At 71.9% G+C, this 20,174-nt stretch carries 19 protein-coding genes and 1 pseudogene; 16 read left to right on the forward strand and 4 right to left on the reverse strand.

Annotated features, from left to right (window positions below; translation table 11 throughout):
- The first annotated feature begins 13 nt into the window (after window positions 1-13).
- On the forward strand, window positions 14-589 hold the full coding sequence (locus C3492_RS13375; protein WP_103811962.1) for a TetR/AcrR family transcriptional regulator: 576 nt from the start codon (window positions 14-16) through the stop codon (window positions 587-589).
- Between the two features lie 106 nt (window positions 590-695).
- Window positions 696-1,490 (forward strand): SDR family NAD(P)-dependent oxidoreductase, encoded by a 795-nt coding sequence (locus tag C3492_RS13380; RefSeq protein WP_103811963.1) that lies wholly within the window; start codon window positions 696-698, stop codon window positions 1,488-1,490.
- 445 nt (window positions 1,491-1,935) lie between these two features.
- Here C3492_RS13380 and C3492_RS13385 read toward each other — a convergent pair whose 3' ends face one another.
- A complete protein-coding gene (locus C3492_RS13385; protein ID WP_103811964.1) occupies window positions 1,936-2,535 on the reverse strand; it encodes a hypothetical protein in 600 nt (199 codons plus the stop codon).
- 47 nt (window positions 2,536-2,582) lie between these two features.
- Here C3492_RS13385 and C3492_RS44605 point away from each other — a divergent pair, with 47 nt between their 5' ends.
- The 9 genes from C3492_RS44605 (at window position 2,583) to C3492_RS13430 (ending at window position 15,106) form a co-directional block, all read left to right on the forward strand.
- Window positions 2,583-2,843, forward strand: a complete 261-nt coding sequence (locus tag C3492_RS44605; protein WP_181140345.1) for a hypothetical protein — start codon at window positions 2,583-2,585, stop codon at window positions 2,841-2,843.
- 415 nt (window positions 2,844-3,258) lie between these two features.
- Window positions 3,259-4,194 (forward strand): dienelactone hydrolase family protein, encoded by a 936-nt coding sequence (locus tag C3492_RS13395; RefSeq protein WP_103812034.1) that lies wholly within the window; start codon window positions 3,259-3,261, stop codon window positions 4,192-4,194.
- A 300-nt stretch (window positions 4,195-4,494) separates the two neighbouring features.
- On the forward strand, window positions 4,495-7,971 hold the full coding sequence (locus C3492_RS13400; RefSeq protein WP_103812035.1) for a LuxR C-terminal-related transcriptional regulator: 3,477 nt from the start codon (window positions 4,495-4,497) through the stop codon (window positions 7,969-7,971).
- Window positions 7,972-8,037: 66 nt separating this feature from the next.
- Entirely contained in the window at window positions 8,038-9,300 is a 1,263-nt protein-coding gene (locus tag C3492_RS13405) for a CdaR family transcriptional regulator (RefSeq protein ID WP_103811965.1), read from the forward strand.
- A 927-nt stretch (window positions 9,301-10,227) separates the two neighbouring features.
- Complete coding sequence (locus C3492_RS13410; protein ID WP_103811966.1) at window positions 10,228-10,998, forward strand: ABC transporter ATP-binding protein; 771 nt, start codon at window positions 10,228-10,230, stop codon at window positions 10,996-10,998.
- Entirely contained in the window at window positions 10,995-11,774 is a 780-nt protein-coding gene (locus C3492_RS13415) for an ABC transporter ATP-binding protein (RefSeq protein WP_103811967.1), read from the forward strand. The genes C3492_RS13410 and C3492_RS13415 overlap by 4 nt, the downstream gene beginning before the upstream one ends.
- Window positions 11,771-12,667, forward strand: a complete 897-nt coding sequence (locus C3492_RS13420) for a branched-chain amino acid ABC transporter permease (protein ID WP_103811968.1) — start codon at window positions 11,771-11,773, stop codon at window positions 12,665-12,667. The genes C3492_RS13415 and C3492_RS13420 overlap by 4 nt, the downstream gene beginning before the upstream one ends.
- Entirely contained in the window at window positions 12,660-13,817 is a 1,158-nt protein-coding gene (locus tag C3492_RS13425; RefSeq protein WP_103811969.1) for a branched-chain amino acid ABC transporter permease, read from the forward strand. The genes C3492_RS13420 and C3492_RS13425 overlap by 8 nt, the downstream gene beginning before the upstream one ends.
- Entirely contained in the window at window positions 13,814-15,106 is a 1,293-nt protein-coding gene (locus C3492_RS13430; protein ID WP_103811970.1) for an ABC transporter substrate-binding protein, read from the forward strand. The genes C3492_RS13425 and C3492_RS13430 overlap by 4 nt, the downstream gene beginning before the upstream one ends.
- Before the next feature lie 560 nt (window positions 15,107-15,666).
- Here C3492_RS13430 and C3492_RS44610 read toward each other — a convergent pair.
- Window positions 15,667-15,831 carry a hypothetical protein gene (locus tag C3492_RS44610; RefSeq protein ID WP_181140346.1) on the reverse strand — a complete coding sequence of 55 codons (165 nt, stop codon included), beginning with the start codon at window positions 15,829-15,831 and terminating at the stop codon, window positions 15,667-15,669.
- A 152-nt stretch (window positions 15,832-15,983) separates the two neighbouring features.
- Here C3492_RS44610 and C3492_RS13440 point away from each other — a divergent pair, with 152 nt between their 5' ends.
- The 3 genes from C3492_RS13440 to C3492_RS46885 all read left to right on the forward strand — a co-directional run bounded on the left by C3492_RS13440 (window position 15,984) and on the right by C3492_RS46885 (window position 17,648).
- Window positions 15,984-16,553, forward strand: a complete 570-nt coding sequence (locus C3492_RS13440) for a DUF4240 domain-containing protein (RefSeq protein WP_103812036.1) — start codon at window positions 15,984-15,986, stop codon at window positions 16,551-16,553.
- 492 nt (window positions 16,554-17,045) lie between these two features.
- Window positions 17,046-17,258 (forward strand): hypothetical protein, encoded by a 213-nt coding sequence (locus C3492_RS13450; protein ID WP_103811971.1) that lies wholly within the window; start codon window positions 17,046-17,048, stop codon window positions 17,256-17,258.
- A 93-nt stretch (window positions 17,259-17,351) separates the two neighbouring features.
- A complete protein-coding gene (locus tag C3492_RS46885) occupies window positions 17,352-17,648 on the forward strand; it encodes a hypothetical protein (RefSeq protein ID WP_374938343.1) in 297 nt (98 codons plus the stop codon).
- 67 nt (window positions 17,649-17,715) lie between these two features.
- Here the strand turns inward: C3492_RS46885 and C3492_RS13455 are convergent, their stop codons facing one another.
- Window positions 17,716-18,336 (reverse strand): LysE family translocator, encoded by a 621-nt coding sequence (locus C3492_RS13455; RefSeq protein WP_103811972.1) that lies wholly within the window; start codon window positions 18,334-18,336, stop codon window positions 17,716-17,718.
- Between the two features lie 26 nt (window positions 18,337-18,362).
- Window positions 18,363-19,106: a phosphodiesterase gene (locus tag C3492_RS13460; RefSeq protein WP_103811973.1), complete on the reverse strand. Its 744-nt coding sequence runs from the start codon at window positions 19,104-19,106 to the stop codon at window positions 18,363-18,365.
- Window positions 19,107-19,268: 162 nt separating this feature from the next.
- Between C3492_RS13460 and C3492_RS13465 the strand changes: the two genes are divergently transcribed.
- The gene (locus C3492_RS13465) at window positions 19,269-19,889 is read left to right on the forward strand and encodes an ABATE domain-containing protein (protein WP_103812038.1); all 621 of its coding nucleotides are present in this window, start codon (window positions 19,269-19,271) and stop codon (window positions 19,887-19,889) included.
- Window positions 19,890-19,999: 110 nt separating this feature from the next.
- Window positions 20,000-20,144 (forward strand): annotated as a pseudogene (locus C3492_RS45690) (transposase); the annotation flags it as partial.
- Between the last annotated feature and the right edge of the window lie 30 nt (window positions 20,145-20,174).

Below are 20,174 nucleotides of genomic sequence, written 5' to 3' on the forward strand. Positions count from 1 at the left end.
GTACAGTGTGAGCATGGGACGCACCAGGGAGTTCGACGCAGACCAGGCCATCGACCGCGCGATGGACCTGTTCTGGCGCCGCGGCTACGCCGACACGTCCCTGCAGGACCTCCTCAAGGAGCTCTCGATTGGCAGTGGCAGCCTCTACGCGGCGTTCGGATCGAAGGAGCAGCTTTACGCCAGGGCCCTGGAACGCTACTGCGCACTCCAGGCCGGAGCTCTCGTGGAAAGCCTGGAGAACGCGACCGAGATCCGGCCCGCGGTGCGCCAGGTCCTCATGGGCATGATCGAAGCGGACCTGGCCGACCCCTCCCGAGGCTGCCTCGTGGTCAATGCCGCCACCGAGCGCGGCGACGACCCTGCCACCGTGGAGCGCGTCGCTGCCGCCCTGCGGCACGTCGAGTCGGCCCTGGCGGGGGCCCTGGAGCGAGCGAAGACGCGGGGCGAACTGTCGGCCGACAAGAATCCCGTGGAACTGGCCCGTTTCCTGACCACCTTCGTCCAGGGACTCCGCGTCGTCGGTCAGGCGCGTCTCGGCCGGCCCTTCACGCAGGACGCCCTGGAGACGGCCCTGCGCGTCCTGGACTAGGTCCGCCGCCTCTCCGCCGTATCGTCACCACGGTGGCGCCCGACGCGCCATCGGCACCCACTCCTGCACTCATACTTTAACAACCAATCCAGAAAAGGATGTCGTCATGGAACTGCACCTGAAGGACAAAGTCGCCGTCGTCACCGGGGCGAGCAAGGGCATCGGCCTGGCCGTCGTCGAGGCGATGAGCCGCGAGGGCGTCCGCGTCGTCGCCGGAAGCCGCAACTCCACGCCCGAACTCGACGCGCTGCGCGACACCTACGACGTCACCGTCGTCCAGGTCGACCTCTCCACCGCCGAGGGAGCCGAAACCCTGGTCCGGCACGCCACGGAACAGCACCACCGGATCGACATCCTCGTCAACAACCTCGGCGCCGGCGAACCGCGCAACGGATTCCTCGAGATCGACGACGCGGAATGGCGACGGATCTTCGATCTGACCTTCTTCAGCGCCGTGCGCACCAGCCGTGCCGCGCTGCCCCACCTCATGAGGGCCGACGGTGCGGCGATCGTCAACATCAGCTCGATCAACGCACGGCTCCCCTTCCCGATGGTCGTGGACTACTCAGCCGCCAAGGCCGCGCTGACCAACCTCAACAAGTCCCTGTCCGAGGAGTTCGCACCACGCGGCGTCCGCGTCAACGCGATCTCCCCCGGACCGGTCCGCACACCCTTCTGGACGGCGCCGGGTGGCTTCGCCGATGCCACGGCAGCGGCCGCCGGCACCACGGCCCAGGAGGCGCTCGACGTGGTGGTGCCCCAGAGCATGGGCATCAGCACGGGCCGGATCACCGAACCGCACGAAGTCGCCGACCTCGCCCTCTTCCTGGCCTCACCACTGGCCGCCAACATCACCGGCACCGAGATCCTCATCGACGGCGGACAGACCAAGACACTCTGAGGCACCACTGGCGCAAGGCCGGCCGCGACGGGGACACGGCACGGCCGTCACCAGGATGCACGCCGGCCCCATGGCCGTCGAGGCACTGCGATATCCCGACCAGGCCTCTGAGCTACCAGCGGTCGCCTGCGCACTTGCACCGGCGGCACCGTGACCGGCCGACAACGCCGGCCACGGCGGGATTCTTGTCGAGCGGCGGCAGCAACGGCGTGACATCGCTGCGGCTGCCGCGGTCAGGGACACCACGAACGCGATGGCCCGCTTACCGCTGCGCATTGACCACCTTGACCAGGAAGTCTGGGCAATGCCCACCCACCGTCTTGACCGCCAGCGGCGACCGTCGCGGATCTGACGGCCGTCACGCTCCACCACCCTCAGCACCGGACGGACCAGTGCTGAAAGCTCGTCACACGATCTTTTGGCCTCAGAGAGGAAGCACCGATGCTCACTTCTCGGAGTCGGACCAAGTCGCCACAAGTGCCCGCTGATCTGGAAAGCGGGGACCGGAGAGTATCTCCTGGGTGGGTTCACCGTTGAGCCAACACACCTGCTCGGGGGCGCCGTCGCCAGTGTCGAACAGGCAGCAGACTCCTCCGCTGTCGGCGGTGAGGTCGGTGAACGCCTTGCGAATGTTGGCCGACCGCGCAAACAGGCGGCTCATCCCCGATGTCGCTGCCCAGCACTCCACCGACGTGTAGCCAGGGTGCAGAAGGGACTTGAACCGGATCGTCGCGTAGATGTACCCGATCCGGATGCGCCCGTCCGCCTCGGGTTCAGGACCGTTCGTCTGCGCGAACTCACGCAGTGCATCATCGACGTCGAACATGAGGGACGTGTCGAGTTCGAGCGTGCTGCTCGTGGAGCAGTCGACCGGCTCGCTCTTGAAACGGGACGTGAACGGGAGGACGATCCGCTCACCGCCGGGCAGGGTGACCTCAAGCGGCGAAACGTAACGGGCCGGTGGCGCCAGCTCGGCCAGATTGGCCAATGCCCTGGCGACATTCCGAGGACGCAGATAGATGTCGTAGCCGTAGACCAGCCCCACATTTCCTCCCGCCCTGGATCGAACCACACCCTCTCACGACCCGCCCATTGGGCGGCAGGACTTGCGGCGGCCCTCGACAACACACCGTTCTCCGCGCGGCAGGACTTGCGGCGCGAGCCGACAAGCCGACGCCCTGGAAGCGGAAGCAGGCCCGCACCGCCCCGCACCTCGGGGCGCTCTCCGACCTGCGCAAGCACGGCTCGGCGGAGAACGGCGGACAGGTCCCGGGTGGGGACACGCTGCGCAACCCGACGCCCATGGGCCTGAAGGCCGCCTCCTACGAGCTGGGACGGCCGTACTGGAACTGATGGCCTGGCGCGACCGCTCACCGCCCTGTTCACCACCGACGTCCTCGCTACGCTCGGCACCCTGGGCGCCCTGCTCCACCTCAACGCCCGTATTCCTGGGGAAGTCTCGCTCATCGGCTTCGACGAGGCGGAGAAGCCCGGGGTGGCGCTCGCGGGCCGGGCCGGGGGGCCGGGCAGCTGGGTGTGCCCATCGGCAGCAGATCCGGTCGGGCGCGTGCGGCCCGCTGGACGCGTGGTTCACGAGACCGGTGACATTGCCGGTCCCGTCATGCCCCCCGACCGTCGACAGTGACACCGCCAGCCCCATGGCGGTGTCCTTCGGCCGTCGGACGCGTGTGCGTGCCGACGTAGCCGAACGGGCAGCTCGCCGCGACAGAGAGGACGACTCGTCGTGCCGCAGCCCCACACCAGCACCATGTCACCGGTCCACCGTCCGCACCCGGCCCCTACTGACCCGCGCACCAGCCGTCGTGGCCCCCGTACGGGACGGCTCGCGGCCCTCGCCGCCGCCGTCAGCGCCGTCTTCGCCCTGACCACACTCGGCGGACCGGCGGCCCACGGCGCGGACAACCCCTTCGAGCGCGGCCCCGCGCCGACCGAATCGAGCATCGAGGCGCTCCGCGGGCCGTACGCGGTGTCGGAGACCACCGTCTCCCGGCTCGCCGTCAGCGGATTCGGCGGAGGCACCATCTACTACCCGACCAGCACCGCCGACGGCACCTTCGGGGCCGTGGCCGTCTCACCCGGCTACACCGGCACCCAGTCCTCCATCTCCTGGCTGGGCCCTCGTCTGGCGTCGCAAGGGTTCGTGGTCTTCACCATCGACACGCTCACCACGCTGGACCAACCGGACTCCCGTGGGAGCCAACTGCTCGCCGCACTCGACTATCTGACGAAGAGCAGCTCGGTCCGCGGCCGCGTCGACTCCACCCGTCTCGGTGTGATGGGCCACTCGATGGGCGGTGGCGGCAGCCTGGAGGCCGCGAAGTCGCGTCCCTCGCTGCAGGCGGCGATCCCGCTGACCCCGTGGAACCTCGACAAGACCTGGCCCGAGATCAAGACACCCACCCTGATCTTCGGAGCCGACGGCGACACGATCGCTCCCGTCGCGACCCACGCCGAACCCTTCTACACCACTCTCCCCAGCTCCCTCGACCGCGCGTACCTGGAGCTGAACGGCGCCACCCACTTCACGCCCAACACCTCGAACACGACGATCGCGAAGTACAGCATCTCCTGGCTGAAGCGGTTCATCGACAACGACACCCGCTACGAGCAGTTCCTGTGCCCGCTGCCGCGGCCGAGCCTGACCATCGAGGAGTACCGGGGCAACTGCCCGCACACCAGCTGACCGAGTGCGCGTACCCGTGCATGGACCGCCCGTCCATGCCCCGGCGGCGGTCGCCCGTGTCGGCGACCGCCGCCGGCGTTGTGCCGGGCCACCGCCCGCAGCGGCGCGTGGTGTGCCACGGCACAGGCCGTTCCCGGGCGGCCCGCCGGAACGTGCAGGTGACGTCCCCGAAGCCTGGAGCGGGAGGCCCGGACGCATGGCTTCCACGCTTCCTTACGCGTCAGTAAGGTCGTGGGAATGACCGGACAGACGCCCCTGGGACTCGCCTCACCGCGGTACCGGCCGGATCCGCAACGGCACGTGATGGCCGTGTTGTCGGACCGGCTGCGTGGCGGCGGCGCCTGCGCCGTGACCGGCGAGCCGGGAAGCGGTCGCTCGGCCCTCCTCGCCCACGTCGCCCGCACCTTCACCGCCGGGCCCGTCGTGACCGTGGGCGCCCGCGCCGGGGAGTTCCGGGAGCCGCTGGCGGGGTTCCGCGCGCTGTGCCACGCGGCGGGGACGGCCGTCGTGGGCGAGGCGGACGCGGTGCCGGAACTCGTCGGTGCGCTGCGGTCGTCCACGGCCGCGCACCGGACCGTTCTCCTGTGCGTCGACGACGCCCACCTGTGGGACGCAGCCTCCCGGTCCGCACTCGGCCGACTCGCCGCTCAGCTACCCGACGGGGGCCGTGTCGCCCTGCTGTTCACCGTCGCCGGACACCGCCCCGCGGATCCGGAGTTCGCCGGCCTGCCGCTGCTGCGCCTGGCTCCCCTGCCACCGCCGGACTCCGCCGCCCTGCTGGACGACCTCGCACAGGGCGGGCTCGATCCCGGGGTGCGCGACGAGATCTCAACCGCGGCGGAAGGCAATCCAGGCCTCCTACTGCGGGTCTTCCACCGCCTGACACCGGCCCAGCTGCGCGGGCTCGCACCCCTGCCGCGGCCCGTGGTCGACGCCGAGACGCTGACCGCCCTGGCCGGCGGCCACCTCACCGGGACGCTTCCCGGGCAACGCGACCTCCTGCTGGTGACCGCCGCTGCCTCACAGGTGACGGGCGAGGCCACCGTCGACGCAGACCTCGCGCGGCGCGCAGCCGCGCGGCTCTCCGAGGGTGTGTCCTCCGGCCTCGGGCCATCGCCGCGGCCACTCGCCGACGAGAACCGTGCCGCGCCCGACTCCGGCCCGCCGTCCTGGCGGTTCGACAGCTCCGAGGTACGGGGCGGTCCGTGTCGGGTGTCGCCGTACGGGCCGCACCCCGCTGTGCACGGCGGCGGTGACAGCGGGGAGCCCAGTGTCCTCGGGGACGGTGACCTCGGGGACCGCGGTGACAGCGGGGACAGCCGTTTCCCGGCACAGGTCGCCCCGCTGCCCGAGCCGCTCCACGCTCGCGACGGCCGGATCGGTTTCCGCAGCACGTTGGTGTGCCGCACGGTGTACGCGGAAGCGTCGGCCGAGCGGCGCCGTGCCGCCCACGACGCGCTGGCCCGTGCGCTGCCCGACGGACGCGGTGTCATGGCGCTGCTGCACCGCTCGTGGGCCGCCACGGCTCCGGCTCCGTCGCTGGCGTCCGACCTCGCCGCCGCCACGGTCCGGGCGGATCCGGCGGTGTCGCCCGTACTGCGCTGCACGGCCCTTGCCCGTGCCGCCGACCTCACCGCGGACAGCGCTCAGCAGGTCCGGTGGTACACGGCCGCCGCCGAACAGGCGCTGCTGGCCGGGCAGTCCGACCGGGCCCTGCGGCTGCTCGACACGGCCCGCGGCCGCCCGGCGCCGTCGACGGTACGCGCGCGTGCCGAGCTGCTGCGGGGAACGGTGCTGCGGTGGGACGGCCCCGTCGACGACGCCCGCGAGACCTTGCTGCTCGCAGCCGAGCTGTTCGCTCCGCACGACACCGAGCGGTCCGCCGAGGCCGCCCTGGCCGCCGCGGACGCCGCCTGGTCGTCGGGCGACCTGGCGGCGTGCCTGCGCGCGCTGGCGGGGGAGAGCCCGGATCGGGACTCCTCCTGGTCCGGCGCTCACAGTGCGGGACAAGGTCCGGGCGGCGGGGCGCAGTCGTCCGGGGGCCTTCACCCGTTCGCCGGCCCCCGCCTCACGGGTGAGCCGGTTGGCACCGCCGTACCGTCCCCGGCCCTGCGCGACCACATGGCGGGCATGCGGGCTGTCCTGCAAGGCCGCTTCGACCTGGCCACCGCACCCTTGCGGCGGGTGGTGGACCGCGCTTGGACGACGGCCGAACGTGACCGGTTCGCGCAAGCAGCCGACTTCGACCCGCACCGGTGTGCGCAAGCGGCCGACTTCGACCCGGACCGTTTCGCGCACGCAGCCGACTTCGGCCTCGACCGGTGCGCGGACAAGGCGGAGGATCGCCTCGACCGTTCCGCGCACGCAGCCGATGCCGACCAGGACCGTTCCGCGCACCAGGCCGAGGACCACCTCGACCGGCTCCCGCGCACCTCCCACAACCCCCACGAAGAGCCGCACACGGCCGGTGACGGCCCCGGACAGGCGCGTACCGCAGTCCGCGCCGAACAGCCTCCGCCCTCCACGGCCGATCACCCTCGACAAACGCGAGTCACACACGCCCCCGACCGGCGCCCCCGCACGGCCGACGCCTCCCGGCGGTTCCCGCCCCCGCCACACGCCCCCGACACGCTCCTGCGCGCGGCCGCCGCGGCCCTGCTGCTCGGTGACACCACCGCTGCCCGGCGGGCCGGTGCGCGGGCGCTCGCGGTGGCCCGCGCGGACGGGTCCGCCGGGCACGAGGCGCGGGCCCTGGAGTTCCTGGCGTACGGCGAACTCCGGGCGGGACGGCACGCGTCGGCCCGGGCCCATGCCGAGGAGGGCCTGGGCAGCGCGTACCGCACCGGACAGCGCAACACCGCCGCCCATCACCACGCCGTGCTGGCCCTGTCGGCGTCGATCGAGGGCGAAGCGCACACCGTCACCGAGCATGTGACCGCCGCGCTGGCCACCGCCCGGCGGCACGGGCTGGCGCAGGCCGCCACGCTGGCCCAGTGGGCCGCCGCCCGCGCCGATCTGGGCCACGGCCGTCCCCGCGAGGCCGCCGAGCGGCTCGGCCCGCTGGTGCGGCCCGGCCCGGGGCGCGGGCACTTCGCCGTGTGGATGCTCGCCGTGCCGTGTTACGTGGAGGCGTGCGCGCTGGCCGGGCAGCCGGACGAGGCCCGGGAGGCGGTCGAGGACTTCGCGCGCTGGGCGGCGTGCGACGCCGACCGCCAGGCCCCGGCCCAGCTGCTGCGCTGCCGCGCCCTGCTGGCTCCGCCCGAGCCGGCCGACGCGCTGTACCGGGAGGCCCTGCGGCGGCACGGAGAGGCAGCCGGGGACTTCGAGCGGGCCCGCACCGAGTTGCTGTACGGCAAGTGGCTGCGCAGACGCCGCCGACTGCGCGAGGCGCGCGGCCATCTGCGGGCCGCCCTGCTCGGTTTCGAACGCTGCGGTGCTCGCCCGTGGGCGCAGCAGGCGGCGGCCGAACTGCGGGCGAACGGCGTGGCCGGGACGGCGGGGACGGCCGGAGCGGACGCGGCGGTGGGGGGAGGCGGCGCGTCGGCCCCGGGCGGGGTCCTGCCGGAGGGACTGGACCGGCTCACCCCGCAGCAGTTGCGCATCGCCCGCCGTGTCGCCCAGGGCCTCACCAACCGTGAGGTGGCCCTGAGCCTGTCGGTGAGCACCCGCACCGTCGACTATCACCTGCGCAACGTCTTCGCCGCCCTCGGCGTCCGCTCCCGGGTGGAGCTGGCCCGCCTGGTGGAGCAGGCGGAAAAGACCGGTGCACAACTCTAGGGACCGACCGGACGGTATGTCATTCTTCGGAGCACGACGCGTCAGCCGACCCTGGGGGAGACTTCCATGCGTCCTGCCGTACGGCCACGACCCGCGTTCCGCCCGGCGCCCCAGCCGGCGTCCCGGCCGCGCGCACCACACCCCCGGTCGCTGATCGACGCCGAGGCCCTGCGGGTGCTGCACCGCGCCGCCCGGGCGCTGCTGGACGACCTGCCCGGTCTCACCGACCGGTTGGTCTCCGCCCTCCGGGAACGGGAACCGGCCTACCGGGCCGCGCTGGAAGACGACCACCCCGATGTCTGGCAGGAGGTGCACCGCTCGTTGCGGCACAGCGTCTCCTCGCTGCTCGACCCGCGCGGCACCCGCGACGCCGCACACCGCTGCTCCTGGCGCATCGGCGTCGGCCGTGCCGAACAGGGGCTGCCCCTGGACGCGTTGCTGCACGCCTTCCGGCTGGGCGGCTCGCTGGTGTGGCAGGAACTGGTCGACGTCACCTCCCGCACCGCCCCGGAGGACGTACGGCTGCTGGTGCATGTGGCCGGCGACGTCTGGGACTTCGTCGACGAACACTGCACGCTCGTCGCGGACGCCTACCGGCAGACCGAACGGCGACTCGCGTGGCGGCGCGAGAACCGGGTGCGGCTGCTGGCCGCCGCGCTGCTGGACGGTACCGGCCGCATCGCCGACCTGCCGGAGACCGCGCAGGCCCTCGGTCTGCCCGAGCAGGGGCGTTACGTCGTCGTCGCGGTCGCGGGCGAGCGGTCCGCCGAGGCCGTACGGGCGCTGTTGCCCCCGAGCGTGCGGGCCCACTGGCACACCGGTCCGGAGACGGACCACGGCATCGTCCTGGCCGAGGACGGCGTCGTGCCGGTGCCGGACCAGCCGCCGCACGGGCTGCGCGTCGGGATCGGCCTGCCCTTCGACGGACTGGCCGGGGCCGGCGAGGCGCGCCGGCTGGCGGACACCGCCCTGCGGCTGTGCGATGACGCGGGCGGCACGGTACGGCTCGCCGACCATCTCCCCGAGGCGCTCGTGGTGTCCTGCCCGGAACTCGCAGGTCTCCTCGTCGAGCGCGCGTTCGGCCCGCTCGCACGGCTGGAACCGGCCGACGCGGACGTGCTGCTCGACACGCTGGCCGCCTGGCTGGCCTGCGACGGCTCCGCCCAGCGGGCGAGCAGAAGGCTGTACTGCCACCGCAACACCGTGCTGAACCGCCTGCGCCGCTACGAGCAGCTGACCGGCCGTTCCCTGTCCCGCCCCGCCGACCTGATCGAGATCGCCCTGGCCCTGACCGCCCGTCGGCTCGTCCCTCAACGGCCGACCTCCTGACGGCCGAGCGACTCCACCGTCGTCGGCCACCTCCGGCTCCGCCCAAGCCCGGCCGCCCCGCGTACCCCGCTGGGGCCAGTAGCCAACCGTCAGCTCCCGGCTCCCGTGCGGCTCCGTCCACCGCGGCCGCCCCGCGTACCCCGCTGGGACCAGTAGCCAACCGTCAGCCCCCGGCTCCCATGCGGCTCCGTCCAGCCCGGCGGCCCCGCGTACCCCGCTGGGACCAGTAGCCAACCGTCAGCCCCCGGCTCCCGTGCGGCTCCGCCCAGCCCGGCGGCCCCGCGTACCCCGCTCGGACCAGTAGCCAACCGGCTGCCCCGGCTCCCGTGCCGGACCCGTGCGGCTCCGCCCAGCCCGGCGGCCCCGCGAACCCCACTGGGACCAGTAGCCAACCGGCCGCCCACCGGACCCGCGCCGCCTGCAAATGCGCCCGTGGCTCCGTCCGCCGCCCCGCGCGCGCCTGGCACGCCGTCGGCACCGTCCCCAGGCTCCGCCGCCCTGCCCGAAAGGCCACTTCCCGCCCGGAGACGAGCCCCGCCCGGAGGCGAATTCTCCCCGAAAGACCGCCTGTACCCGGAGAGCCAACCCATGCCCCGCTCGCCGGCCCGGCCCCCCGCAGCCGACCTCCTGACCGCCCAGCGAGTCCACCGTCGACAGCCGCCCTCGGGCTCCCGCACAGTTCCGCCCGGCCCGACCCCCCCGTGTGCTCCACCCGGCCACCCTCCGGACCACTCACCAGCTCAGCACAGCCCGCCCCCACCCGGACCACTGGGCACCCGCACAGCTCCCCGGTGTGCTCGTTGGGCCGCCGCACCGACCGTGCCCCCGTGCCTGTCCCCGCTTCGGCCACCCGTGGTCTCGTGAGCTTCCTCCCAGTCCCGAGCACCCAGCCCGGGCCGTACGCCGACCCGGTTCAGAGGAGCCGCGATGCCCGAAGCACCACCGGACGACTTGCCCGCCCTGAGCGTCGAGCATGTGGACGTGACGTACGGGCGTGCCGTCTCCGCTCTGCGCGACGTTTCCCTGACCGTGCCGCACGACAGTGTGGTCGCGTTGCTCGGGGCCAACGGCGCCGGGAAGACCACGCTGCTGCGCGCCCTGTCGGGCACTCTCCGCCTGCACCGGGGCGCGATCAGCGCCGGCCGCGTCCGCTACGGCGGCACCGTCCTCGACGGCCGCGACCCCGTAGCCGCCGTACGGGCCGGGGTGGTGCAGGTGCCCGAGGGGCGGCGGGTCTTCACCGGCCTCACCGTCGACGAGAACCTGCGCAGCGGCGGCCTCGGTCTCAGCCGCCGCGGCGCCGCACAGGTGGCGGAGGCCCGCGACCGCGTGTTCACCCTGTTCCCGAGGCTGGCCGAACGCCGCCGGCAAGCCGCCGGGCTGCTGTCCGGCGGCGAGCAGCAGATGCTGGCCATCGGCCGTGCCCTCATGGCGGCCCCGCGTCTGCTCCTGCTGGACGAGCCGTCGCTCGGCCTCGCCCCGCTCATGGTGGACCGGATCGCCGAGGTGGTCCGCGAGATCCACGCCCAGGGCACCGCCGTACTGCTGGTGGAGCAGAACGCCGGCATGGCCCTGTCCCTCGCCGACCACGCCCACGTCCTGGAGACCGGCGAGGTGCGGCTGTCCGGCTCCGCCGCCGCACTCGCCGGCACGGACGCGGTGCGCCGTCTCTACCTGGGAGAGGAGGGGGCCGCATGACCGTCCCCGTTCTGAGCGTGCGGGACGTCACGGTCCGGTTCGCCGGTCTGACCGCCCTGGACGGCGTCTCCTTCACCGTCAGCCCCCGCACAGTCCACGCCCTCATCGGGCCCAACGGCGCGGGCAAGTCCACGTGCTTCAACGTGCTGTCCGGCCTCACCCGCCCCGCCGGCGGCACGGTCCGGCTCGGCGACACGGACCTGACCAGGCTCGCCCCGCACCGCATCGCCCGGCTCGGCATGGCCCGCACGTTCCAGAACATCGTCACCACCGCGGGCACGGTCGCCGACAACCTGATGCTCGGCCGGCACCTCCACGCGCGGGCCGGTTTCCTCGCGAGCGCCCTGCGTCTGCCGTGGGCGGTGCGCGAGGAGCGCACACACCTCTCCCACGCCCGGCGTATCGCCGAACTGACCGGCCTGGGCGCGCACTTCGACAGCCCGGTGGGCCTGCTGCCGTACGGCGACCGCAAGCGCGTGGAGCTGGCCCGCGCCCTGTGCCTGGAGCCGCGCGTGCTCCTGCTGGACGAGCCGGTGGCCGGCATGAACGCCGCCGAACGCGCCCGCACCGCCGAGGTGATCGGGCGGATCCGTGCCGAACTCGACCTGTCCGTCCTGCTGGTGGAACACGACATGGGCCTGGTGATGCGCCTCGCCGACGAGGTGACGGTCCTCGACTTCGGCCGTCGTATCGCCCGCGGCACACCGGACGAGGTCCGCCGCGATCCCGAGGTGCTGCGCGCCTACCTCGGCACGCCACAGGAGGGAGCCGCGTGACCGGTCTTCTCGACGACCTGCTCGGCGGACTCGCCCTCGGCGCGGTCTACGCCCTGGTCGCACTCGGCTTCGTCGTCATCTTCAAGGCGTCGGGCGTCCTGAACTTCGCCCACGGCTCGCTGCTCCTCCTCGGCGGCTACCTCACCGCCGTGCTGCACGACGACATCGGCTTCGCCGGAGCCCTCGCGGTGGGCGTCCTCGCCACCGCCGTCCTGGCCGGACTGCTCGACCGGCTGCTGCTGCGACGCGGAGATCCCGACCCGCACACCGCGCACGTCCAGACCATCGTCACGATCGGTGTCGACATCGTGCTGCTCACCGACCTGTCCCGGCGCATCGGGGGAGACCTGCTGTCGCTGGGCGATCCCTGGGGTGACGCGGTGACCAGGGTCGGGCCGGTGACGGTCGCCGACAGCAGACTCGCCGCGATCGCGGTGTCCGCAGTGGCCATCGCCGTCGTCTTCGGCCTGTTCCGCCACACCCGCTGGGGATTGTCCCTGCGGGCCGCCGGGGAGGACCTGGAGGCGGCGGCGCTCATGGGCGTACGCCTGTCCCGGGTGCGCACGCTCGCCTGGTGCCTGGCGGGTGCGCTGGCCGCCCTGGCGGCGGTGTTCCTCGCCGCGTTCCCCGCGCCGGGCCTGGAGCGGACCACCGGTCAGATCGCGCTGAAGGCGTTCCCGGCCGCCATCCTCGGCGGCATGGCCTCACCGCCCGGCGCGCTCGCCGGCAGCCTGCTGATCGGGCTGACGGAGGCGCTGGTCGCCGGTCACCAGTCGGAACTGCGCCTGCTGGGCGAGGGGTTCGGCGATGTCGCCCCCTACGCCGTGATGGTCCTGGTGTTGCTCGTCAGGCCCACCGGACTGTTCGGTACGAAGGGAGCGGCCCGTGTCTGACCGCCGCCTGCCGGGGCCGGCCCGGACGCTCCTGGTCGCCCTGGTCCTGTGTGTTCCCCCGTTCTACCTGGACGCCTTCTGGCTACGCATCGGCCTGTTCTCGGTGGCCGCGGCCATCGGCGCCGTCGGGCTGTCACTGCTCAGCGGCACGGCCGGCCAGCTCTCCCTCGGCCACGCCTTCTTCCTCGCGGTCGGCGCCTACGGCTACACCTGGCTGGCCGGAGAGCCGGGGCCGGGGCTCCCGACGGCCGTCGCCGCCGTCCTCGCGGTCCTGCTGGCAGGGTTCGCGGGAGGTCTGTTCAGCCCCGTCGCCGGCCGGGTGCGCGGCATCTACCTGGGCGTGGCCACGCTCGCCCTGGTCTTCCTCGGCCACCATGTGCTGCTCACCGCGGACTCCGTCACCGGCGGCTTCAACGGCCGCTCCGTGCCACCGCTGCGTCTCGGCGGCTTCGGCTTCACGGCGGACGAGCCCGAACTGACTGTGCTGGGCGTGCCGTTCGGTGCCGAGGAGCGCCTGTGGTTCCTGGCCGTGGCACTGCTCGGGCTGACCTGGTTCACCGGCCGGGGCCTGGTGCGCTCCCGCCCCGGCCGGGCCCTCTCGGCGCTGCGGGACAGCGAGATCGCGGCTTCCGTGATGGGCGTGGACGTGGCCCGCCACCGTGCGGCTGCCTTCGTCGTGTCGTCGATGTACGCAGGGACGGCCGGCGTCCTGCTGGCCCTGGCCTTCCGGCGCATCGTCCCCGACTACTTCTCCCTCGCCCTCTCGGTCGACTACCTCGCCATGATCGTGCTCGGCGGCCTGGGCTCGGTCGCCGGGGCCACGGCGGGCGCCTTCTTCGTCACCGCGCTGCCCCTGCTGCTGACCCGGTACGCCGACCAGCTGCCCCTGGTGGCCGCCCCGGGCTCCGCCGACGGCGCGGTCGGCCCGACGGAAGCGGCCCGCTACCTCTACGGGGCCGCCATCGTCGTCGTCCTGCTCCACGCCCCCGACGGCCTGCACGGCCTCACCCGCCGCCTGCGCGCCCGCCTCCGCCCCGGCCCGCACGCCCACCCCCCTGCTCATCCGTCCACGCGCGCGCCGGGACATTCCCCCAGCCACCCGCCCGCGCCCCCCATCGCCCCCGTACGACCCGAGGAGCAGACCCCGTGAACACCCCGCACCCCAGACACCGCGTCACCACGGCCGTCGCGGCCGGAGCCCTGGCCCTGCTGGTCGCCGCCACCGGATGCAGCGCCAAGGCCGGCGGCAAGAGCGCCACCGAAGGCGCCGACGGCGTCCGCACCGGCCCCGGGGTCTCCGCCCGGACCATCAGGCTGGGCGCCCTCACCGACCTGACTGGCCCCTACGCCACCCTCGGCAAGAGCATCGTCCAGGCCCAGCAGATGTGGGCCGACGAGACCAACGCGGCCGGCGGCATCTGCGGCCGCAAGGTCGAGATCATCGTCAAGGACCACGGTTACGACGTCCAGAAGGCGGTCACCGCCTACGCCGACATCTCTCCCGACGTCGTCGCCCTGCCGCAGGTCATCGGCTCACCCGTGGTCGCCGCTCTGCTCGACGACGTCCAACGCGACCACCTGCTCACCTTCCCGCAGGCCTGGGCCGCCTCCCTGCTCGGGAAGGACTCCGTCCAGGTCCTCGGCACCACCTACGACCTCGACATGATCGCCGCCGTCGACTTCCTCACCCGCACGAAGAAGCTGCGCAAGGGTGACACCATCGGCCACGTCTACTTCGAAGGCGACTACGGCGCCAACGCCCTGGAGGGCTCCACCTGGGCGGCGAGGAAGGCGGGCGTGAAGGTCGTCGGACAGAAGATCAAGGCCACCGACACCGACCTGTCCGCCCAGGTCTCGGCGCTGCGCAAGGAGGGGGTGAAGGCGATCCTGATCAGCGCCGGACCCGCGCAGACCGCGTCCCTCGTCGGTGTCGCCGCCTCCCGCGGCCTGCGCGTCCCCGTTGTCAGCAGCGCGCCGGGCTTCGCCCCGCAACTGATGAAGACCCCGGCCGCGCCGGCCCTGACCGCGATGCTCCACGTGGTCAGCTCCGCCCCCGCGGTCAGCTCCCAACTCCCAGGCGTACGGCGGATGGTGATGACCTACCAGGACAAGTACCCGGGTTCCCCCGTCGACTCGGGCGTGCTGTCCGGCTACAACGCCGCCAAGCTGCTCGGCGCCGACCTGAAGAAGGCCTGTGCAGCGGGAAGTCTCGCCCGCGAGGACGTCGTGAAGGCACACCGCTCGCAACGTCACGCGGACACCGGTCTCGGCGTCCCGCAGGACTTCTCCGACGTGCACCGTCCGGCGAGCGTCGCCGCCTACACGCTCAAGCCGGACGCGGACGCGCCGGGCGGCCTGGTGGGCGCCGAGGACGCGCATCGGATACCGGGCGCGGAAGAGTACCTGTCCGAGCACGGATCCGCGGGGTCGCGGCCGTAGGGCGTTGAGCAGGCCAGAGCGGAAGACGCCGGCAACGGCGTGCGGTCCCCGCCGCCGGATCCCACCGTACGGGCGGGTCCGGCGGCATGGCCGGCGTCCACCTGCCGGCAGGCAGCCACTCGGAGTGGCAGCGACTAGCCATCCATGGGGTGACGACGGCGGCGTTGGCTCCGGCGGTGAGCGCGACCCGGTAGCGGACAGGAGCCATGGCGGACGGTCGGGTCGGCTCGGTGGCGTGTGGGCGAAGGCAGAGGACAGGGACGGCACGATTCTCCTTGACCGTCTCGGCCAGGACACCCTGATGCAGCAGGGAGAGGAATTCGTCCGCCTGGACCGCTTCCTGCACGAGGCCCCGTGGGTCTGCTACGGCGAAGCAGCCGGTGAAATGAGGTCCATCGGGTCCGGCGACAGCGTGTTGGAGACCACATTCCCGCTCCAGGACCGCCTCGGCGCCTTCGCCGCGCTGGATGCCGCCATGCGCCAGGCCGGGGCGGTGCGGGTCACCTTCCCCGGATGTGAGGACGCCGAGGACGAGGAGGAGGAGTTGGCGAGGCGGCCGTTCACGGCGGTGGGTGAGCGACCTGATGCCACTGGTTCTTCGCCGTCATGGTGCACTTCACGGTCGTGCTGTCGCTGGAGCACGCCGCGCGCCTGTTCGTGTTCAGCCAGTACGGGTCCTGCTCCAGCAGGCGCTGGTTCGCGTTGAGGGCCGCGAAGCCGGCCATGGAACCGCTGGTGTCACTCCCGGAGATCGCGGACCGTCCACAGACCTCTTTCCACGTCGCCGTCAGCCCGGCGGTGACGTCAGGCGGGCACGTCGGTGGGGGAGAGGGGAGGCAGGGCGGCTGGAACAGGTACGTATTCGTGGTCGGAGCCAATCCTTTGCGCCAAAGCGTTCTGGCACGTGGTCGATACCGCGAAGGACAGTGACAAGCCGCTCGACATCGCCGTCGCCGATCATCTGTCGGCGCTGCCCGCCAAAGAGATCCTTGCCTTCGAGCATTGCCTTTCCCGTCTGCGTGACGCGGTCTACCGCTGGGACGTATGGGCAGCCGCCTTTCTCGTCGGTGGGGGCTGCTCCGATGACCGGTTCAGCGACTTCACGGCGGGTCTCGTGGCGCTCGGACGTGCGTGGTACGAACGGGCAGCTGCCTGCCCGGACGCCCTGGCCGAGCATCCTGCTGTACGTACCGCAGCAGATGCTGGAGACCAGGACGTCATCTTCGACGAAGACTTCAACTTCGTGGCGTCCAGGGCATACGAGCGAATGACTGGTGACTCGGATGCCTTCTGGGAGGCATGGGAGGCCTACGCCGACGCTCGTTCCTCGACCGAAGAGGAGGTCGAGGAGGGCATGGGCGAGCCGTTCGACTTCGGCGATGCTCAGCAGATGCGTCGACGTCTGCCGCGGCTGGCTGCGCTCCATCTCGGTCCTGGACCTGGCTGACGCGAACAGGCATCGTGATGCTTCTGTCAGAGAAGAGCCAGCTCGGCGAAGCCGGAGTCGCCGCTGACCCACCGTCATCGTCTCGCGGTCAGCGTGGTTCTGCGCACTTCGGCTCTTGCATTGGATGCATCTCGGCCCGGATGCGGTGCCAGCGGGCGGGGTGGCGCCACCGGCCGGTGGCGTCGTGGACGACGTCGAAGCCGACTTCGACCACCAACTCGGGCTCCACCAACGTGACGTCCAGCCGCTCCCGTCCCCGTCCGGCGGAGAACGACCAGCCTCACAGCAGCTGCTCGCTCGTCTGCGAGCCCCGCCGCAGGGTACGTGGTAGGTGCCGTCTGCGAGGCGGCGACCGGACCAGAGACCGGGTCTGTGTCGACAGCGGGATGTTTCGCCGGGCAGGTTACCTCACGAGTAGAAGCGCCGAAGCCCGGCTTTCCTGACATCTCAGGCGAGCTCTTGTCCAGGCCCACGCGCCATCAGGAGGTCAGTATGAGGATCGGCCGCAGGATCGAGAACATCGAAGACAGTACTCGCGGTCATCCGTGGAGCAACTTGGTCGCAGCGTTCCTCGCTGTCTACCTGCTGATCGGCATCGTGATGACCGTGACTGGTTCGTCGGCCAGGCAGGCATGGTTGGCACCGCTGCCCGTGCTGCTCGTTGTCGGAGCCGGCATCGGTACAACCCGAGCCCGCCGCCGATGATGCGTTCCGATCCCGCGAACCCGAAGGTCGGTACGCACACCTGAGGACTGGCTCATCGAGGAGGGCGTTCCGCATGAGCAGACGCGGGACGCCCTGCCGGCTCCCGCTGCCGTACGCCACCGCTGCACCCGCCACACCCTCGACGGCGCCGCCGTCCGAGCCGCGCTCCTCGACCTCGTCGTCCAGCCCCGGCACAGCTGCGCCGCCGCGGCCAGGCCGGCCCGAGCACTCACCCTGACCCTGCGCTTCGCAGACCGCACCGCCCGGGAGAAGACCCGCCGCCTGCCCGGACCCTTCCCCCACGAGAACGACCTGCGCACGCTCGCCCACCCGCTCATGAACGCCGCCAACTACACCTGTGCCCATATGACTCTCGACATGTACAGGTGAACGTCCGCGGCATACCGCTGACGCGTGGACATGCGGCAGCCTGCCCGGCGCCGGGCAGGCTGCCGGCCTACGCTGCGGCGGTTCGCATCCCGAGGGCGAGAAACACCACGGCTGTGATCCTCGCAGCCGCACGCTTGAACCGGGGTCTCTGCAGAGTGAGTGAGACGCGCCGGACAAGGACGCTCCAGACGAGGAGCCAGAGCGCGATCAGCAGCCCGTGAACGGTGGCCAGGGCGAGGATCTGGCCGTCGAAGGAGTGATCGGCATCGATGAACTGGGGAACCAGGGTCAAGTAGATGGAGGCAGCCTTCGGGTTGAGGACGTTGGCGAACAGAGCCTCGGCGTAGACGGAGTTCCATCGGACCTGCAGACGCAGGCGGGCGGGAGCGCGTCCCGGTGCCGTGGCGGAACGCCACGTCCATGCGCCCAGGCCGATGAGGTATGCGGCGCCGATGACCTTGACGATGGTGAAGGCCTGACTGGAGTGCATGACCAGGGCCGACAGGCCGCCGATGGCGATCGTTGCGTGGATGTACAGGCCGGTGACCGTGCCGAGGATGACGGGAAGGGCTTGGTGGCGGCCACCTTCAGTGACGTGCCGGACCAGAAGGGCCAAGCTGGCTCCGGGGGTGGCGACAAGGGGGAGGACCGCCGCCAGAAACCCGAGAACGGCATAGGGGTGGACCACGATGCCTCCGGATGGCGCGGGCGGAATCAGAGCACGACGCGGTAGTGGGTGGTCAGACGCCGGTCGTCGCCCAGGACGTGGAATGCGAGGCCGGGCGGCTGGTCCCGGTCTGCGGGACGATCGCCCTCCCAGGGCATGCGCAGGGTCCAGGTGACAGCTGGACCGACGATCAGGGGGCGGGCGGCGAAGGTCGAGACAGCTGCCGTGTGGGCGTGTCCGGTCAGCACGGCGACGACCCGTGGGTGTGCCTCCAGCAGAGCGGCCAGCTGTCCGGGCTGCTGGAGCATCCCGGAGTCGGGCAGCGGGTGGTGGAGTTCGACCGGCGGCTGGTGAAAGGCGATCAGTGCCGGAGTGTCCTGTGGCAGGCCGGCAAGGGTGGTGTCCAACCAGTCAAGCGTCTGGCCGTCGAGGCGCCCCTCGTCACGGCCGGGAATGGTGGAGTCGCACATCAGGATGGCGGTCCCGGCGATGTCGTGGAGTCGGTTGACGGGCCCGTGGTCGGGCGCCTCTCCCAGCAGAGCCTTGCGGTACGCCGCACGCACGTCGTGGTTGCCGGGGCAGGTGAGCACCGGGAAGGGGGCCGCCAGGATACGGGCTGCCTGCTCGTATTCCGCCTCCTCACCGTGATCGGCGATGTCCCCGGTGACCAGGACCGCATCGACCGGGCGAGGGAGGGCCCGCAAGTAGTCCATGACGCGTTCGGCGCGTCGGGTGGCTCTCTCACTGCCGTCCAGGTGCAGGTCACTGATCTGAGCAAGCAGCACCGTCATTCTTCGTCCTCTCATGGCGGCTCCGGCCACGGTTCACACCGACGCGGGTTCGTCACCCCACGCCACCTTCTAATGGAAATTCTCGTTTTACCGTTAGGCACTCTAGAGTGTGCGAAGGAATGTGATCAAGTGGTTGCCGATCAGACAGGGAAGGAGGCGCCGATGGAGCGCTGGTTGGCACTGGAACTCGCGAGCACGATCCGCCACGACGGAGACGGCGGCGTCACCGACGACCTCGCCACGACGCAGGGAACGACCCGCTGGATCCAGGCCCAGGCCGATCACTTGGCCGAAGCGGTCCTGGTCGGGGAGATCGCAGTGGACGACGGCCTACGGATCGAGATCGTCGAACTGCGCCGGGCGGTCCGGGCACTGTTCGCCCGGGCGGTCAGCCCCGCTTCCCCCAGCCCGGCGGACGCCCGTCGACTGATGCCGGCCGACCAGGCGTTGGCCCACCTCAACTCGGTCGCCGCTCGTGAGACAGTCATCCCCCAGTTGGACTGGCCACGGCAAGGCACGCCGCCCGTGGCCCGTCTGCTACCAGCGGAGAGCGATCCGCATACTCGACTCATGGCGGCCCTGGCACGCGCCGCCATCGAGTTCCTGAGCGGCCCGCAGCGCGAACAGCTGCGTGCCTGCACCGCGCCACGCTGTGTGCGTTACTTCGTCAAGAGCCACGGACGGCAGGAATGGTGCAAGCCGTCGTGCGGAAACCGTGCCCGCGCGGCTCGTCACTATCAGCGCCAACGCCTGGCGGCCAGTGACCGTTCCACATCCTCCTGACACCGTCATGCTCCCGCCGCAACGCATCGCCACCCCCGCGGGACCGCCTGGCCGGCGGGGGCCGCAGCTGGAAACGCAGACCTCTTCACCAGGAGACGGACAACGCTGAACACCGGCGCGTGCGTGCCCGCGTCGAGCACACGTTTGCCCGTGATGAAGAACCGGAAGATCCTCCGCGACTGCCACCAAAGGGGCGACGGCCTCCATCACGCCGTCCAGGCCGTCGCCACCATGCACAACCTCGCCATGGCAGGTGAACCAGCAGGTCAGCCATCACCCAGCGAC

Origin of the sequence: Streptomyces sp. Ru62 (assembly GCF_002920615.1) — a bacterium.
Taxonomy (GTDB): Bacteria; Actinomycetota; Actinomycetes; order Streptomycetales; family Streptomycetaceae; genus Streptomyces.

What these genes read in the sequence shown, in the direction of transcription:
- C3492_RS13415 (WP_103811967.1), top strand. Translation starts at nt 10,995, where the DNA reads ATGACCGTCCCCGTTCTGAGCGTGCGGGACGTCACGGTCCGGTTCGCC.
- C3492_RS13465 (WP_103812038.1), top strand. Translation starts at nt 19,269, where the DNA reads ATGGAGCGCTGGTTGGCACTGGAACTCGCGAGCACGATCCGCCACGAC.
- C3492_RS44610 (WP_181140346.1), bottom strand. Translation starts at nt 15,831, where the DNA reads ATGGCCGGCTTCGCGGCCCTCAACGCGAACCAGCGCCTGCTGGAGCAG.
- C3492_RS13375 (WP_103811962.1), top strand. Translation starts at nt 14, where the DNA reads ATGGGACGCACCAGGGAGTTCGACGCAGACCAGGCCATCGACCGCGCG.
- C3492_RS13410 (WP_103811966.1), top strand. Translation starts at nt 10,228, where the DNA reads ATGCCCGAAGCACCACCGGACGACTTGCCCGCCCTGAGCGTCGAGCAT.
- C3492_RS13405 (WP_103811965.1), top strand. Translation starts at nt 8,038, where the DNA reads ATGCGTCCTGCCGTACGGCCACGACCCGCGTTCCGCCCGGCGCCCCAG.
- C3492_RS13460 (WP_103811973.1), bottom strand. Translation starts at nt 19,106, where the DNA reads ATGACGGTGCTGCTTGCTCAGATCAGTGACCTGCACCTGGACGGCAGT.
- C3492_RS13380 (WP_103811963.1), top strand. Translation starts at nt 696, where the DNA reads ATGGAACTGCACCTGAAGGACAAAGTCGCCGTCGTCACCGGGGCGAGC.
- C3492_RS13395 (WP_103812034.1), top strand. Translation starts at nt 3,259, where the DNA reads ATGTCACCGGTCCACCGTCCGCACCCGGCCCCTACTGACCCGCGCACC.
- C3492_RS13450 (WP_103811971.1), top strand. Translation starts at nt 17,046, where the DNA reads ATGAGGATCGGCCGCAGGATCGAGAACATCGAAGACAGTACTCGCGGT.